At 72.3% G+C, this 14,914-nt stretch carries 10 protein-coding genes and 1 tRNA gene; 3 read left to right on the top strand and 8 right to left on the bottom strand.

Features of this window, described 5'->3' with window-relative positions; genetic code table 11:
* The first annotated feature begins 125 nt into the window (after positions 1–125).
* Both BR85_RS02890 and BR85_RS02885 read left to right on the top strand, forming a co-directional pair.
* Positions 126–854 carry a response regulator transcription factor gene (locus tag BR85_RS02890; protein WP_028495166.1) on the top strand — a complete coding sequence of 243 codons (729 nt, stop codon included), beginning with the start codon at positions 126–128 and terminating at the stop codon, positions 852–854.
* A complete protein-coding gene (locus BR85_RS02885) occupies positions 851–2,383 on the top strand; it encodes a sensor histidine kinase (protein WP_331280838.1) in 1,533 nt (510 codons plus the stop codon). Before BR85_RS02890 ends, BR85_RS02885 begins: the two co-directional genes overlap by 4 nt.
* A 16-nt stretch (positions 2,384–2,399) precedes the next feature.
* On the opposite strand, the gene BR85_RS02880 is transcribed toward BR85_RS02885, so the two are convergent.
* The 8 genes from BR85_RS02880 to BR85_RS15755 form a co-directional block, all read right to left on the bottom strand.
* Positions 2,400–3,950, bottom strand: coding sequence for an FAD-dependent oxidoreductase (locus BR85_RS02880; RefSeq protein ID WP_036272171.1), 1,551 nt, complete (start codon positions 3,948–3,950; stop codon positions 2,400–2,402).
* A complete protein-coding gene (locus tag BR85_RS02875) occupies positions 3,947–4,825 on the bottom strand; it encodes an FAD:protein FMN transferase (protein ID WP_028495164.1) in 879 nt (292 codons plus the stop codon). Before BR85_RS02875 ends, BR85_RS02880 begins: the two co-directional genes overlap by 4 nt.
* Entirely contained in the window at positions 4,822–5,286 is a 465-nt protein-coding gene (locus BR85_RS02870) for an FMN-binding protein (RefSeq protein WP_028495163.1), read from the bottom strand. The genes BR85_RS02875 and BR85_RS02870 overlap by 4 nt, the downstream gene beginning before the upstream one ends.
* An 88-nt stretch (positions 5,287–5,374) precedes the next feature.
* Entirely contained in the window at positions 5,375–8,050 is a 2,676-nt protein-coding gene (locus BR85_RS02865) for an HAD-IC family P-type ATPase (RefSeq protein ID WP_028495162.1), read from the bottom strand.
* 19 nt (positions 8,051–8,069) lie between these two features.
* The gene (locus BR85_RS02860; RefSeq protein ID WP_028495161.1) at positions 8,070–9,104 is read right to left on the bottom strand and encodes a ribose-phosphate diphosphokinase; all 1,035 of its coding nucleotides are present in this window, start codon (positions 9,102–9,104) and stop codon (positions 8,070–8,072) included.
* Positions 9,079–10,551, bottom strand: coding sequence for a bifunctional UDP-N-acetylglucosamine diphosphorylase/glucosamine-1-phosphate N-acetyltransferase GlmU (gene glmU, locus BR85_RS02855; protein ID WP_028495160.1), 1,473 nt, complete (start codon positions 10,549–10,551; stop codon positions 9,079–9,081). The genes BR85_RS02860 and glmU overlap by 26 nt, the downstream gene beginning before the upstream one ends.
* A 1-nt stretch (position 10,552) precedes the next feature.
* A tRNA-Gln gene (locus BR85_RS02850) sits at positions 10,553–10,624 on the bottom strand.
* A 57-nt stretch (positions 10,625–10,681) separates the two neighbouring features.
* Positions 10,682–14,284, bottom strand: coding sequence for a glycosyl hydrolase 53 family protein (locus BR85_RS15755; protein WP_197018581.1), 3,603 nt, complete (start codon positions 14,282–14,284; stop codon positions 10,682–10,684).
* A 111-nt stretch (positions 14,285–14,395) separates the two neighbouring features.
* Between BR85_RS15755 and BR85_RS02840 the strand changes: the two genes are divergently transcribed.
* Positions 14,396–14,893, top strand: a complete 498-nt coding sequence (locus BR85_RS02840; protein ID WP_028495158.1) for a MarR family winged helix-turn-helix transcriptional regulator — start codon at positions 14,396–14,398, stop codon at positions 14,891–14,893.
* Positions 14,894–14,914 lie beyond the last annotated feature (21 nt).

The raw sequence follows: 14,914 nt of genomic DNA, 5'->3' as shown, positions 1-14,914 counted from the left end.
TCCGCGTCAACGCGTGATCTCTGTCATGAACCGCCTCTGGAATCCCGGAACGGAACCCGAGATTCACAGGGAGCGCATAGCGACGCCCATAGGAACCCCATAGCATCGCGGTCACAATGGAGGACATGACCACCGCCGCCCCTGCCCTCCGCCGCGCCGACGGCTCCGCCCTCCGCGTCCTCGTGGTCGACGACGAGCAGATGCTCACCGACCTGCTCTCCATGGCGCTGCGGATGGAGGGCTGGGAGGTCAAGGCGGCCGGTTCCGGGTTCGAGGCGCTGGCCGCCGCGCGGGAGTTCGACCCGGACGCCATGGTGCTCGACATCATGATGCCGGACCTCGACGGGATGGCGGTCCTGCAGCGGCTGCGCCACTCCGGCAACGACGTGCCGGTGCTCTTCCTCACCGCCAAGGATGCCGTCGCCGACCGGGTCGCCGGTCTCACGGCCGGCGGCGACGACTACGTCACGAAGCCGTTCAGCCTCGAGGAGGTCGTCGCGCGCCTCCGCGGCCTCATGCGCCGCGCCGGCACCGCGACCGCCGGCGGGGCCGACCCGATCCTGCGCGTCGGCGACCTGTCCCTCAACGAGGACTCGCACGAGGTCGAACGCGCCGGCACCGAGATCGAGCTGACGGCCACCGAGTTCGAGCTGCTGCGCTTCCTCATGCGCAATCAGCGTCGCGTCGTATCCAAGGCGCAGATCCTCGACCGGGTCTGGAACTACGACTTCGGCGGACGCTCGAGCGTCGTCGAGCTGTACATCTCCTACCTGCGCAAGAAGCTGGATGCCGGCCGGGAGCCGCTCATCCACACGGTGCGCGGCGTCGGCTACATGATCAAAGCGCCGCAGTGAACGACCCGGTCAGCGAGCGGACCCGCACGAGGACGCCGCGCCGGCCCTGGAGCCTGCAGGCGCGTCTCATGGCGACGGTGATCGGCATCGTCGCCCTCATCCTCGTGGGGAGCGCCGTCGCGATCGGCGCCGGCGTGGGCGACGCGCTGTCGAAGTCGCTCAACGCCAACCTGGAGGCCACAACCCGCCAGCTGCAGCTGTTCGAGCCCGGCCCCCTGCAGAACGTGCGCCGCGCCGACGAGGCCCTCGCACAGGGCCCCCTGACCGACGGCTACCTGCTCCTCGTGGACTCGCCGTTCGACGGGGTCTCCGGCGCCGTCATCGTCGCCGACGACGACCTAGAGGTCGCGCCCCTCACCTCCACCCAGATCCACGCGCTCCGAGCGGAGGCCGCCACGCGCGGGTTCTCCACCGTGCGGGTCCCCGGACTGGGCAGCTACCGGGTCACCCCGTTCACGGCGGGAACGGTGACCGGGATCGCGGGGCTCCCCCTCAGCGAGCTGGAATCGACCCTCGCGGAGATCCTGACGACGATCCTCCTCGTCACGATCGGCGGCCTCCTGCTGCTCGCCGTCGCGGTGGCCCTCGTCATCCGGCGCTCGCTCGCGCCGTTGCGCGCCGTCGCCGACACCGCGACGCGGGTCGCGGCGCTGCCGCTGGCCGAAGGCGACGTCACGATCGCCGAGCGGGTGCCCGCGGAGGAGGCCGACGACCGCACCGAGATCGGGCGGGTGGGCGCCGCGCTGAACACGCTCCTGGACCACGTCGGCTCGTCGCTGACGGCGCGCCAGCGCAACGAGGAGCGGATGCGGGCGTTCGTCGCGGACGCCAGTCATGAGCTGCGGACGCCCCTCGCCTCCATCCGCGGCTACTCGGAGCTGTCGCTGCGCGGCATCCGGCAGAGCCGCGAGGCCACCGGCGAGAGCCGCGCCCTCGCGGAGGCCGCGGCGCAGAACACCGAGCAGGCGCTCGAGCGCATCCAGGCGCAGTCGCTGCGGATGACGACGCTCGTGGAGGACCTGCTGCTGCTGGCGCGCCTGGACGAGGGGAAGGAGCTCGTGTACGGGGCCGTGGACCTCACGCGTCTCGCCGTGGAATCCGTCGCGGACGCACGGGCCGCCGGCCCCGACCACGAGTGGGCGCTGGAGGTCGACGACGCGCCGGTGGTCGTCGCCGGCGACGCCGCACGGCTGCATCAGGTGACCGCGAACCTCCTCGCGAACGCGCGCGTGCACACGCCGGCCGGCACGCACGTCACGACGACCGTCACGGCCTCCGGCGGCAGCGCCGTGCTCCGCGTGCACGACGACGGGCCCGGCATCGATCCGGCGTTCGCCGGCGGCCTGTTCGAGCGGTTCGCCCGCGCCGACGCCTCCCGCGCCCGGCAGACCGGCGGCACGGGTCTCGGGCTCTCCATCGCCAAGGCGATCGTGGACGCCCATCACGGCACCATCACGGTCCAGAGCGTCCCGGGATCGACGACGTTCGAGGTGCGCCTGCCGGCGCGCCCCGCCGACCCGCCCGCCTGACCGCCCGGTCAGCCGGTCAGTAGCCGGAGAACGCGTCGGTCGTGATCGACCGGGCCTTCTCCAGCGCCGGCGCCAGGTCGGCGATGAGCGCGGGCGGGCCGGAGATGTAGGCGTGCCGGGCGGCGATGTCCGGCACGACCTGCAGCAGTCCGTCGGCGTCCAGCCGCACGCCCTTCGCCCAGCGCCAGTGCGCGGGGAGGTGCGCCGGCTCGGTGCGGGTGAAGACGATGACGGGGACCCCGGAGGCCTCGAGATCGTCGCGGAACGCCAGCTCCTCGGCATCCGACGCGACGTACACGAACACGATGTCCCGGTCCTCCTGAGCGAGCCGCGTGTGTCGCAGCTGCGAGACGAACGGCGTGACGCCGATGCCGGCGGCGACCATGAGCACGGGCGCGCCGGCGCGCTGCGGCAGCACGAAGTCACCCCACACCCCCGTCACCGACAGGGTCTCCCCCGTCCCGAGGGCGGCGAGGGCCTTCTTGTAGCTGGACTGCGACCCTTCGCGGAGTGCGATCTTCACGAGCGGCAGCTCCTCCGGGGAGCTGACGATGCTGAACTCCCGGCGCGTCCCGCGGGCATCCGGGTGGGGGTGCGGCACCTCCAGCTCGAGGTACTGACCCGGCGCGAACCGCAGCCCTCGCTTGGCCTGGAACGTCAGCTCCCGGACGGTCGGGGTCAGGGCGCGACGCTCCACGAGGGTGAGGCGCACGGCCGAGCGGACGGCGAAGGCGAACGCGACCAGGTTGCCGACCAGGAGCGCCCGCTCCTGCCCGAGCGTGACCTCGCCGATCGCCAGGGGCCAGCCGGCGAGCACACCGACGACCGCCGCGACGAGGAACTGCTGCCTCCGGCGGGGCGGCAGGGTGAGGGGCTCGGAGAGCATGAAGGCGCCGAGGAACAGGAACGGCGAGGACCACAGGATCTGCCAGAACACGGTGCCGAGGTCGAAGGCGAGCCCGGCCTGCTGGAACTGGGCGGACGCCCGGATCACGGCGACGGCGACCGCGACGACGAGGAAGACGGCGATGACGCGGATCTTCTCGGTGCGCAGCAGCACGATCAGCCCGAAGACGATGACGGGACCGGCGAGGAACGGCGATCCCACCCACCACGAGGATGCGCCGAGCGCGGGGAGCCACACGCTGAGGATCGTCAGGAACGCCGCGCCGACGGCGGCGGGGTTGAAGATGTGCCGGCCCTGCCAGGCGAGGACGTACTTCGAGGCGGAGGCGACGATCCCCGCGATCGCGGTTCCGACGAGCTCCCACGGCTCGAGCGTCGGGCGCAGCACGAACAGCAGGATGAGGACGGTGATGAGCGAGGACTCCCACCGCCACGAGCGGTGCAGGATGCGGTGCGCGACGGCGTCGGTGGCGGCGCAGGCCGCACCCAGCACGAGCCACGTCACGACGAGCTCGAGCGGCGTCGGGGCCACGACGCCGAAGAACGTCAGGACGAGGGCGATGGCGCCCAGGGCGGCGAGCGCGAACACGACGAGGCGATACATCGACACGCGTCCGATGACGGCGAACGCACGGTTCCACAGGGCAGTCAGTCCGCTCATGAGTCCACGCTATCGGCCCTCAGGAACAGCTCGGCGCGGCATCCCGGCGACCATTCGACGCGCCCGTCGGTCGTCATCCGCACCCAGGACACGTCGTGTGCGGCGGCGAATGCGGGCCCGCCGTCGAAGAACAGCGCCGTCGCCGCGGCATCCGCCGTCATCGCCGCACCGGCGACCGCCCACGTCGCCGCGATCGTACGGACCGGCTCCCCCGTCCGCGCATCCAGCACGTGGTGCAGGCCCGCGCCCCACGCGCGCCGGTTGACGGCCGACGCGCAGAGCGCGGCGTCGGTCACCTCCCACACGCCGATGGCGCGGGCGGGGTCGTAGGGATGCTCGAGCGCGATCCGCTGGGTCGTCCCCCGCACGGCGAGATCGCCGCTCGCGTCGACGACGACGGGGCCGTCGACGGCGGCCGCCACGAGGTCGACGAGGCGGCCCTTCCCGAGCGCGCCGACGTCGACGATTGCCGGCACGGTGAGGGTCAGCATCCCGTCCGCCCACCCGAGCCGGTCGGTCCAGTCGGCCGGCGCCGCCTCCGCCCCCGCGTCGTCGAAGCCGTAGGACGCGTCGTAGCCGCGCCGAGCGAGCGCGGCGCCGACGAGCGGGTTCACGGCGCCGGCGGTCGTCGCGGAGAGCGCCGCGTAGAGGTCGAGCATCGCGGGGCCGTCCGGTGGGAGCGGGACGGCTCCGGCCCCGCGGGCCAGCGCCGTCACGAGCGAATCGGCGCGGAACCGCGACCACGCGCGGTCGAACTCCTCGATGAGCGCGCGCACCTCGGCGCGCACCGCCTCCGGGACGGGCGCAGCGGTCTGCACGTGCCACCGCGTGCCGATCGCCTCGAACTCCCAGCCGGAGGAGGCGCCCGGCGTCACGCCGACGCTTCGGACCGGATGGCCTCCAGCGCGTCGTTGAAACCGCCGCTGGTGAGGGACGAGCCGGCGACGCGGTCGAGGGAGATCTCGTCGATGTCCTTGCCGAGCACCTCGTCGGCGATGCCGCCGATGAACTCGGACTGGTACCGCCCGGACTCCGGGTTCTGCGGGTCGCCCGTCACCTCCACGTCGGTGATGACGTCGCCGGCGAGGGTGACGGTGACGGCGATGGTCTCCAGCGTCCCGCCCCCGTCGATGTAGGACCCGTCCGCGGAGTAGGTGCCGTCGGCGTACGTCGCGGCGCCGGCGCTGCCGGTCTCCCGCGGGGTGCTCCCGGCGTCGCTCGGGTCGTCCGTCGCGGCGGAGGTCGTGCCGGCGCAGCCCGCGAGTGCGGCGAGGCCGGCGACGGAGACGGCTGCGGCGACGGCGGCGCGGCGGGGCAGAGCGGTGGTACGGATCATGGCGGTCCTCTCGGCAGGCGGTTCCGGCATCCTCACGGACCAACCTATGCGGTTCCTCGGAACGCGGACGCGGCGAGGTCGGCGGCGGTCACCGCCGGCGGAGCCACTTCAGCACTTCGACGACGAGGAAGATCACGACGGACAGCGCGAGCGGCAGGAGCCAGTCCTGTGCCGCGAGCGGCCGGGAGTCGAACAGCGCGTTCATGAACGGGACGTAGGTGTAGATCAGCTGGAAGACGATGAGCGCCAACGCCGACCACCAGATCACCGGGTTGCCGCGGAGCACCTGTGTCGTGAGGCTGGAGCGCGACAGGAACCGGCAGTTGAAGAGGAACGCCAGCTGCCCGAGGGCGAGCATCGTCACGGCCTCCGTGCGGGCGTAGACGACGTCGTGGCCGGCCGCGACGACGATCCCGAAGATCGCGAGCGTCGCCCCGCCGATGAGGAAGGACACCGCGAGCACGAAGCCGAGCTCCCGCATCGAGATGATCGAGCCGCCGGGGCGGCGGGGCGGGCGGGTCATGATGCCCGCCTCGGCGGGCTCGTAGGCGAGGGCGAGCGACAGGGTCACGGCGGTGACCATGTTGACCCACAGCACCTGGACCGGGGTCAGCGGCAGGGTGAGTCCGAAGACGACGGCGATGAGGATGACGAGGGACTGCGCGCCGTTGGTCGGGAGGATGAACACCACCGACTTGCGGAGGTTGTCGTAGATGCGCCGGCCCTCGCGGATGGCGCTGCGGATGGTGGCGAAGTTGTCGTCGGCCAGGACGATCTCCGCCGCCTCCTTCGTCGCCTCGGTTCCCTTGATGCCCATCGCGACGCCGACGTCGGCCCGGGTCAGGGCGGGGGCGTCGTTCACGCCGTCGCCGGTCATCGCGACGACCTCGCCGTGCGACTGCAGCGCGCGGACGATCCGGATCTTGTGCTCCGGGCTCGTGCGGGCGTACACGTCGACGTCCCGGACGACATCCTTGAGCTGTTCCTGGCTGAGGGCCTCCAGCTCCCCGCCGGTGAGGACGCGCACGTCGCCCTCCGCGCCGACCAGGCCCATCTCCCGGCTGATCGCGAGCGCCGTGCCGGCGTGGTCGCCGGTGATCATCTTGACCCGGATGCCGGCGGCGTGGCAGTCCGCGATCGCCTCGATGGCCTCCGGTCGCGGCGGGTCGAGGATCCCCCACAACCCCAGGAACTCCAGGTCCTGCAGGTCGTCCATCGCGACCTCCGCCGCGCGGGTGGGTTTGCGGGCGCCCGCGAGCACACGGAGGCCCTGCGCGCTGAGCTCGTCGACGGCCTGCTCCCAGAACGCACGGTCCAGGGGCGCGGAGCCGTCGGCGCCGCGCTGGGTGAGCGAGCGATCCAGCAGCCGGTCGGGCGCGCCCTTGACGAGGATGGCGCGCGCGCCGTCCGGCGACTCGTTGAGGGTCGCCATGAACTTGTGCGCGGAGTCGAACGGGACGACGCCGATGCGGCGCGCGGCCTCCCCGGTGGCGCCGCCCTTGAGCGCGACGACCTTCAGCGCCCCTTCCGTCGGCTCGCCGACCAGCATCCAGCCCTCGCCGTCCGCCACGATGTGCGCGTCGTTGCAGAGGGTTCCGGCTGCCAGGAGCGCGGCGAGGTCGCGCCCGGAGGCGAGGTCGCCGTCCTCGTCGAGGATGTCGCCGTCGGGCTGGTAGCCGAGACCGGTCGTCTCGTACCGGCCGAGCGGGGTGACGAGGCGGCGCACCGTCATCTCGTTCTTCGTGAGCGTCCCGGTCTTGTCCGAGCACACCGTCGTGACGGAGCCGAGGGTCTCGACGGCGGGGAGCTTGCGGGTGATGGCGCGGCGGCGCGCCATCTGCTGCACGCCGATCGCGAGCGTGATCGTGACGAGAGCCGGCAGGCCCTCCGGGATCGCGGCGACCGCGAAGCCAATGGTCGCCGACGTCAGCTCGCCGAGCTCCATGCCGTGGAGGTACTTGCCGATGAGCAGCATGACGACCGCCATCCCGAGGATGACGAGCGTCAGCACCTTCCCGAACGCGGCCAGCTGCTTGGTGAGCGGTGTCGCGAGGCTGCCGGCGTCGCCGACGAGGGCCTGGATCTTCCCGATCTCGGTGCCGGCGCCGGTGCCCGTGACGATGCCCCGCCCCTGACCGCCCGAGACGATCGTGCCGGAGAAGGCCATGCAGGCGCGGTCGCCGATGCCGGCGGACTCCGCGACCGGCTCGTCCTGCTTCGAGGACGGCACCGATTCGCCGGTCAGCGCGGATTCGTCGATCCGCAGCTGGTGCGCCTGCGTGAGCCGGAGGTCGGCGGGGACCTTGTCGCCCGGCGCGAGCCGTACGAGGTCTCCCGGGACGAGCTCCGCGGCGGGGATCGTCGTCCACCCGCCGTCGCGGCGGACGCTCGCGTCGGCGGACAGCATCCCGCGGATGCCGGCGAGCGCCTTCTCGGCGCGCCCCTCCTGCACGTACCCGATGACGGCGTTGATGATCGCGACGGAGACGATGACCCAGAAGTCCAGCCAGTCGCCCATGATGGCCTTGATCGCGGCGGCGGCCAGCAGGATGTAGATCAGGGTGTCGTTGAAGTGTCCGAGGAACCGCAGCCACGCGGGCGTGCGCTTCGGCTCCGGCAGGACGTTGCGGCCGACCGCCTCGAGGCGCGCGGCGGCCTCGTCGCCGGTGAGCCCGGTGTCCTCCGCCCGCAGGGAGGTGAGGACGTCGGCGATCGGGCGGGCGTGGGCTCTGGTGAGAGAGAGGTCGGTGGGGACCGTGGCCATGCCCGGAGTCTAGGACCGGCTACGCGGCGCCGTCGAACATGCTCGTGACGGAGCCGTCCTCGAAGACCTCCTTGATCGCGCGCGCCAGCAGCGGTGCGATCGGGAGGATCGTGAGGCCGGGGAAGATCTTCGCGTCCGGGATCGGCACCGTATCGGTGACGACGACCTCGTCGATGGCCTCATCCTGGAGACGCTCGACGGCCGGGTCGCTGAAGATCGCGTGGGTCGCGGCGACGATGACACGGTCGGCGCCGTTCGCCTTCAGCGCCTGCGCCGCCTTCACGATCGTCCCGCCGGTGTCGATCATGTCGTCCACGAGCAGGCACACGCGCCCCTGCACGTCGCCGACGATCTCGTTCACGGTGACCTGGTTGGCGACGTTCGGGTCGCGGCGCTTGTGGATGATCGCGAGCGGCGCATCGAGGCTGTCCGACCACGTGTCGGCCACGCGCACGCGGCCGGTGTCGGGAGAGACGACGGTGAGCTTGGCGCGGTCGGCCGCGGACAGGTTCTTCTGGAAGTACTCCAGCAGCACGGGCTTGGCGAAGAGGTGGTCGACGGGGCCGTCGAAGAAGCCCTGGATCTGCGCGGCGTGCAGGTCGACGCTCATGACGCGGTCGGCGCCGGCGGTGCGCAGCAGGTCGGCGACGAGGCGGGCGCTGATCGGCTCGCGGCCGCGGCCCTTCTTGTCCTGTCGGGAGTACGGGTAGTACGGGGCGACGACGGTGATGCGCTTCGCCGACGCGCGCTTGGCGGCGTCGAGCATGATGAGCGTCTCCATGAGCCACTCGTTGACCGGCGGGCCGAACGACTGGATGAGGAAGAAGTCGCAGCCGCGAATGGAGACCTCGAACCGGGTCAGGATCTCCCCGGACGCGAACGTGCGGTGCTCGGTGGGGACGAGCTCCGTGCCGAGGGCGTCGGCGACGGCCACGGAGAGCGCCTCGTGCGAGCGTCCCGAGGCGACGACGAGGCGCTTCTTGGTCTTGGCGACGAGGCCGGGGGCGATTCCGCGTTCCACGTCGAGATCAACCTTGTTCTTCTTGCGCGACATCGTCCGCTTCCTGTGCTGAGCGAGCCCGGGCCGCCGCATCCGCAGCGCCCGTCCCCGGTCGGTGGTTCTCGACCCACCCCTCGACATTGCGCTGAGGGGCGACGCTCAAAGCGAGCGCTCCGGGCGGAACATCCTTGCGGATGACCGCACCGGCGCCTGTCTTCGCGCCATCTCCGATCCTAACGGGCGCCACGAACACGTTGTGCGACCCGGAGTGCACCTCGTCGCCGATCTCGGTGCGGTGCTTGGCGATGTCGTCGTAGTTCGCCGTGATGGCGCCGGCGCCGAGGTTCACTCCGCGGCCGATCGTCGTGTCGCCGATGTAGCTCAGGTGCGGGACCTTGCTGCCCTCGCCGATGGTCGCGTTCTTGGTCTCCACGAACGTGCCGATCTTGCCGCCTGCGGCCAGCTGCGTGCCCGGGCGGAGGTAGGCGAAGGGACCCACGGTCGCCGCGGCGCCGATCACGGCGAGCGTCGCGTCGGTGCGCCGGACCGTGGCGCCCTCGCCGACCTCGCAGTCCACAAGGCTCGTGTCGGGTCCGATCGTCGCGCCGGCGGCGACGACGGTCGCGCGCAGGATGTGGGTGTTGGGGAGCACCGTGACGTCCGCGGCGAGCGTCGCGGTGACGTCGATCCAGGTCGTGGCGGGGTCCTGGATCGTGACGCCCTCGAGCTGCCAGCGGCGGACGGTGCGCGCGTTCAGAAGACGACCGGCCTCGGCGAGCTGGGCGCGGTCGTTGACGCCGAGGGTCAGCGACACATCGGGGGCGATGGAGGCGGCGACGGCCAGCGCGTCGCGGCGGAGCAGGCCGATGACGTCGGTGAGGTACTTCTCCCCCTGCAGGTTGTCGGTGCCGACGCGGGCCAGCTGGGTGCGCAGCGCCGTCGCCTGGAAGACGTAGACACCCGCGTTGATCTCACGGGTGGCGGCCTCGTCCGCGGTGGCATCCTTCTGCTCGACGATCCGGTCGACGCCGCCCTCGGCGTCGCGGATGACGCGTCCGTAGCCGGTGGGGTCCTCCACGATGGCGGTCATGAGCGTCGCCGCGGCGGCGCCGTCCCGGTGGCTGCGGACGAGCGCCTCGAGCGTGTCGTAGTCCAGCAGCGGGACATCGCCGCTGAGGACCAGGACGTCGCCGGTGAAGCCGGAGAGACGGTCCAGTGCCACCTCGACGGCACGGCCGGTGCCGGGGATCTCGTCCTGGTCGACGACCACGACCTCCGGCGAGACTCCGAGGACGGCGTCGGCGACCTGGTCGCGCTCGTGGCGCACGACGACGAGGACGTGGGCGGGGGCGAGGTCGCGCGCCGTGTCGAGCACGTGCCCGACGAGCGGGCGACCGCCGATGCGGTGCAGGACCTTCGGAAGGGCGGACTTCATCCGCGTGCCCTGCCCCGCGGCGAGGATGACCACGGCGAGCGCGTCGTCGAGTGTGTTCTCCGTCATGCTCCGCCGCCAGGACTCGAACCTGAACCTCACAGCTCCAAAGGCTGTCGTGCTGCCATTACACCACGGCGGACCACGACCCCGGACTCTGCCCGGGACCGCCCGTCAAGTCTGCCATGCACCCGGCGCGCTACCGGGTGACCTTCACCGTCAGCGGGGCGCTGGAGGTGGCCCCGGCGGCATTGCGGAACTCGACGCGGTACACGTGCGTGCCCTGCGTGGCGCCGGTGACGGCGAGGTTCGCCGTCTGCGCGGCGGGGGTCCGTGCGGTGAGCGTCCCCTCGGACACGAGGACCCCGTCGGCGTAGAAGCGGTACGAGGTCGCGTTGGTCCCCCACCACATGTTCGCCGTCACGGTGTACGCGCCGTCCCGGTCGTGGTTGTCGTGGCTGAGCACGGGGGTGCCGGGGTTCGCCGCCGTGACCGTGACGGTGAGGGGGGCGAGGGTGGTCTCCCCCGCCGTGTTGGCGAGCACCGCGGTGTACCGGTAGGTGCCGTTGCCGCGGCCCGTGACCGGGATGACGGCCTTCTGCGCCGTCATCCCGTTATAGGTCAGCGGCACCGCCGTGACGAACACGCCGTTCTCGTAGAGGCGGAGCGACGAGGCGTTCTGTCCCCACCACAGGTTCATGGTGATGCGGTAGTCGCCGTCCAGGAGACCGGTGTCCCACCCGTTGTCGTGCGAGAGGACGCCCTTCGCCGGCGCCGCGGTGGCCGTGTCGGCATCCGTCCGGACCAGTCCTGCCCGCACCTCGGCGAGGAGCGCCGTGGCGTCGGCGACGAGCTGTGCGCTCGGCCAGTCGGCGGCCACGACGATCCGGGCCTTCTCGAGGGCTGCGCCGACGGGGGCGTAGGACCAGTCGGTGTAGTCGGCGGCGTCGAGCGCGGCGAGCGCATCGGCGGCGGCGGCGAGGACGGCGGTGTCGACCCGGTCGCCGGCGCGGGTGAGCCGCACCTCGTCGATCGTGCCCCACGCGCCGGCGGACAGGGTGCCCCGGACCGCGACCGTGAGGGAGCCGTCGGCCTCGACCGTGACCGCGGGCGTCGTGCCCGTCCGCCACGCCTGCCAGCCGTCCAGCGCCAGCGGCGCCGTCGCGGTGCCGGCCGTGGTGGTGGCGGCGAGTGTCAGCCGGTCGCCGGCGGCTTCCCCGTCGCCCTGCGTCGTGGCGGAGAGCGTGTAGGTGCCCGGGGTGACGCCGGTGATCCGCTGCGTGACCGCGAACGTGTAGGGCGTGTCGCTCCAGAAGCTGACGGCGCGCGCGCCGGCGGCCGCGTCGGCCGTCGCCCCGATGGAGGCGCCCGTGCCGGTGACCTCCCACATGGACGTGTCCGCGGCTTCGAAGCCGGGGTTCTGCACCCACTGGCGGGGCGTCACGGTCACCGTGGCGCGGGCGGCGAGGCCGTCCTCGGTCGTCCCCGTGACGGTGTAGGCGCCGGCGCCGTGGATCCAGTCCACCGCGTCCGACCACCGGACGTCCTGCTCGTCGAGGGCGCCGTTCCAGCGACGCACCTGGACGGTGGCGGGAAGGTCGACCGGCTCGCCCTCCACGACCGTGACCTCGACGGGGAGGACGACGGGCACCGGCTCCTCCCCCACCAGCTCGAGGTCGTCGAGGGCTCCTTCCAGGCGGGCGAGCGCGGCGGCGACCTTGTCCGCGGCGGGGGCCGCCGAGGCCAGCACGACGCCGGCGATCTCGAGGGCGTCGTCGAGCCCGGCGAGCGAGGCGGGCGTGATGATGCTGCGGTCCAGTGCCTCCGCCCGGTCGACGGCGGCCTGCAGTGCCGACGTGTCCGCCGGAGCGGCGGCGGCGCGCGACAGCACGATGTCATCGACCGTCCCCCACGCACCGGCGGGCAGGGTGGCGGTGATCGTCACGGTGGCGGTGCCGCCGGCCGGGACCGTCACGGCATCCGTCATCGGCGTGTGCCAGGTGCGCCACCCGTTGAGCTCGAGCGGCGTCGTCGCGGTGGCACCGCCGGTCGCGGCGAGGCTCAGGCGCAGCGTGCTGGCGGCATCCTCCCCGTCGCCCTGGACTGCGACGGATGCCGTGTACGACCCGGCGTCGAGCCCGGTGACCTGCTGCGACAGCGTGAAGGAGTACGCCGAGCCGGAGTAGAAGTGCGCGGAGCGCGTGCCGGAGTGCGGGTCGTCCGTGGCGCGCAGCGTGAGGGCGGCGCCCGTGCGCGTCCACATCGACACGTCGGCGTCCTCGAAACCAGGGTTCCGAAGATGGTTGACGGCGCGGACGGTGACGGTGGCGGTCGTGGCGTGACCGGATGCCGTCTCGCCGGAGATCTCGTAGACGCCCTGGCCGGAGATGTACGCGGCGGCCTCCGACCAGGTCACCGCCTCCTGCTCGGTGGAGCCGTCGTTGTAGGTGATCCCCACGGTGGCCGGCAGCGTGATGGGGGCGCCGTCGACGAGATCGACGGCGGGGTTCTCGACCGCGGTCACCTCGCGCGGCGCGACGGCGCCGGTGCGGGCGTAGGCGAAGACGTTGAGGGACTCCACGGGCGTGCCGTCGTACGCGAAGAGGGCCTGGTTCTCCCACGCGGAGCCGCCGTACCATTCGCCGGCGTCGTCGGGGTCGTATTCGGCCGCGTAGCTGGATGCCCAGCCGGAGCCGAACTCCTCCCACAGCAGCCTGTTCTGCTCGAGCTGTGCGGCCGGGCCGACCGGCAGCCACGCCGGCTCCCAGTAGAAGACGCCGATGCCGGCCGCGCCGACGTCGACGACGGCCTGGATGACGTCACGGACGGCGGTCGCCTGCCCCTGGACGCTGAGGGGGTACTGCGTGGCCTCGCCCGGCAGGTCGATCGTGTTGCCGTGCCCGTCGCCCTCCTCCAGCGTGCGCGCCCACGACGTCTCGGCGACCATGACCTTCTTGCCGTACGTGGATGCCACCTGGGACAGGACGCGCGTGAGGTTGCCGAGCGTGCCGTGCCAGTACGGGTAGTACGACGACGCGAAGACGTCGTAGTCCACGCCGTAGGTCTGCAGGTTCGCGGCGTACCCGGCGTAGCGCCCGGTCGTCTCGGGGTTGGTGAAGTGCACGGCGACGAGGGCGTCCGCGAAGACGGCGCGGACGGCGGCGGAGCCCGCCGAGAAGATCTGCGCCATGTTCGCGAAGCCCGTGACCCCGGCGACGGCGTTGTTGGTCTCGTTGCCGACCTGCACCATCCGCACGTCCACGCCGGCGGCGGCGAACTGCTCGAGCGCGTCGGTCGTGAACGCCCCGACGGCGGCGGCGGTGTCCGCCACGGACAGCCCGGCCCACGCCTTGGGCGCCTTCTGCTTGCCCGGGTCGGCCCAGAAGTCGGAGTAGTGGAAGTCGACGAGGACGCCCAGTCCCGCGGCCGTCGCGCGCTCCCCGATCTGCACGGCGCGGTCGACGCCGACGTTCCCGCCGCCGTAGCCGTTCCTGTCCGCGTCGAAGGGATCGTTCCACACGCGCACGCGCACGTCGGTGATGCCGTGATCGGCCAGCACGTCGAACAGGTCGGCGGGCTGCCCCGCGTCATCCCGGAACACCACGCCGGACTCCTCCAGCGACAGCACGGACGACACGTCGACGCCGTTGATGAAGTCGGCGGGGAGATTCTCGACCTTCTGCACGACGATGCCGGCCTGGACCGGCCCGTCGTCTGCCGCGGCGGGCGCCGCGAGCGTCCCGAGCCCGAGTGCGAGGGCGGCCGTGACGGCCGTCATCCGCCATGTGAGTCGTGCGCGCATGCTGTCGATCCCCTTCGATCGCGGGTCGACGCCACCGTCCACCCCGCCTGTTACCGGTCACAGTAACAGGCGTCGGCGCGGAGGTCCATGCCCCTTCGCGATAATGGCCGGGTGACCAGCGAGCATGACGAAGTCGACCGGATCGTCGAGGCATGGGGCCGGCAGCGCCCCGACCTGGACTTCTCCCCGCTCGAGGTCCTCTCCCGCGTCGACCGGCTCTCCCGGCACCTCGACCGTGCGCGCCGCGAGGCGTTCCGGCGCAGCGACCTGGAGCCGTGGGAGTGGGATGTGCTCTCGGCGCTCCGCCGCGCCGGGGAGCCGTATCAGCTGAGCCCGAAGCAGCTGCTGCAGCAGACGCTCGTCTCCAGCGGCACCATGACGAACCGCATCGACCGGCTCGTGGGCCGCCGGCTCGTGCGCCGCGAAGCCGATCCCGGCGACGGGCGCAGCATCCTCGTGACCCTCACCGAGGAGGGCCGCACGCGCGTGGATGCCGCGATCACGCGCCTCGTCGACGCCGAGGCGCTGCTGCTCGGCGTCCTGTCGCGCTCGGACAGCGACCGCCTCGCGGGCCTCCTGCGGAAGCTGAGTCTCAGCTTCGACACCTGAGCGCCCTCTACGCTGGGAGGG

The organism is Microbacterium sp. UNCCL10 (genome assembly GCF_000746195.1).
Lineage (GTDB): Bacteria > Actinomycetota > Actinomycetes > Actinomycetales > Microbacteriaceae > Microbacterium > Microbacterium saccharophilum.
Note: the sequence above shows the minus strand (reverse complement) of the source record. Positions and strands in the feature narration are given on the sequence as shown.

Coding starts and splice junctions, on each gene's coding strand:
- BR85_RS02890 (WP_028495166.1), top strand. CDS start 126: ATGACCACCGCCGCCCCTGCCCTCCGCCGCGCCGACGGCTCCGCCCTC.
- BR85_RS02880 (WP_036272171.1), bottom strand. CDS start 3,950: ATGAGCGGACTGACTGCCCTGTGGAACCGTGCGTTCGCCGTCATCGGA.
- BR85_RS02870 (WP_028495163.1), bottom strand. CDS start 5,286: ATGATCCGTACCACCGCTCTGCCCCGCCGCGCCGCCGTCGCCGCAGCC.
- BR85_RS02865 (WP_028495162.1), bottom strand. CDS start 8,050: ATGGCCACGGTCCCCACCGACCTCTCTCTCACCAGAGCCCACGCCCGC.
- BR85_RS02860 (WP_028495161.1), bottom strand. CDS start 9,104: ATGTCGCGCAAGAAGAACAAGGTTGATCTCGACGTGGAACGCGGAATC.
- glmU (WP_028495160.1), bottom strand. CDS start 10,551: ATGACGGAGAACACACTCGACGACGCGCTCGCCGTGGTCATCCTCGCC.
- BR85_RS15755 (WP_197018581.1), bottom strand. CDS start 14,284: ATGCGCGCACGACTCACATGGCGGATGACGGCCGTCACGGCCGCCCTC.